The 1,127-nt window shown below is 35.5% G+C and carries 2 protein-coding genes; one reads left to right on the top strand and one right to left on the bottom strand.

Features of this window, described 5'->3' with window-relative positions:
- Positions 1-798, top strand: a 798-nt coding sequence (locus HNQ69_RS07605) for a tyrosine-type recombinase/integrase (RefSeq protein WP_183229413.1), incomplete at its 5' end; no start/stop codon positions are given.
- Between the two features lie 4 nt (positions 799-802).
- Here HNQ69_RS07605 and HNQ69_RS07600 read toward each other — a convergent pair.
- Positions 803-1,078 (bottom strand): helix-turn-helix transcriptional regulator, encoded by a 276-nt coding sequence (locus HNQ69_RS07600; protein WP_183229412.1) that lies wholly within the window; start codon positions 1,076-1,078, stop codon positions 803-805.
- Between the last annotated feature and the right edge of the window lie 49 nt (positions 1,079-1,127).

Genomic DNA, 1,127 nt, shown 5'->3' with positions numbered 1-1,127 from the left:
AGGTGGCTAACACCTCTTACATTGCATGTTTTTCCTAAACTTGGAGATATAGCAATTACTGAATTGACGCAGATTGATATAAAAGAGTGCTTATCTCCTCTTTGGAAAACAAAAAACGAAACAGCAAGCAAGGCTTTATCGCGTTTGAATATTACTATAAAGCATGCAGCAGCACGTGGCATAGATGTGGATATGCAATTGGTACCAAAAGCAAAAGCTTTATTGGGAAAATTTATTCAAAATGTTCAAAATATTCCGGCTATGCCATGGAAAGAAGTTCCAGCTTTTTATCAATCTTTAAATGATAATATTGTCTCAAATTTAGCCTTAAAGCTTCTAATTTTAACCGGTGTTCGTTCCATGCCAATTAGGCATATACGGTTGGAAGAGATTAATCAATCAATATGGACAATACCAAAAGAAAATATGAAAGGTATTGTGGGAAAAGTTTCAGATTTTCGCGTGCCATTAAGTCATGAAGTTTTGAAAGTGATTGAGAAATCCCTTCCCTTTGAAAAGAATGGTTTTTTATTTGCTGGGAGTTCTGGAAAGCCTATATCTGATGTAACACTTTCTAAATTCATGAAAGACAAAGGTTTTGATTATAGACCCCATGGTTTCAGATCTAGTCTTCGTGACTGGATAGCAGAAACAACGTCAACACCATTTGAAATTGCGGAATTTACTTTGTCTCATTCAGTGGGAAACTCAGTCACAAAAGCCTATATGAGAACTGATTTTTTAGAACAGCGCCGTGTTCTTTTAGAACAGTGGTCATCTTTTGTGACTGGACGTTGATTATTTACGATAGTGGTGGTAATTTTGCACAGTCTCTTTCAGATTTTTTGGCTTCAATATAGTGATCAATTTCAACGATATCCCATTTTAAATATCGTCCTTCCTGTATTGGTTTAGGAAAAGCCCCAGCCTTTACAAGCTCTCTAATATAGGTGATAGACATTCCAAGATAAATTGAGAGGTCTTGGATATTGACGAGCCTTTGTAGGCGCATGGATAATAAAGCTTGTTCAAATAAACTTACTTTTTCTATTGAGGGAGTTAATTTTTCTTCATTCATTTAAAGTTCTCCTTGTTATTTACAATAATTATGAAAGGGTGGGGGTGCT

The sequence above is a fragment of the Bartonella callosciuri genome, assembly GCF_014203215.1.
GTDB classification, from domain to species: Bacteria; Pseudomonadota; Alphaproteobacteria; order Rhizobiales; family Rhizobiaceae; genus Bartonella; species Bartonella callosciuri.
The sequence above is the reverse complement of the archived record's forward strand: the minus strand, read 5'-3'. Positions and strand labels throughout refer to the sequence as shown.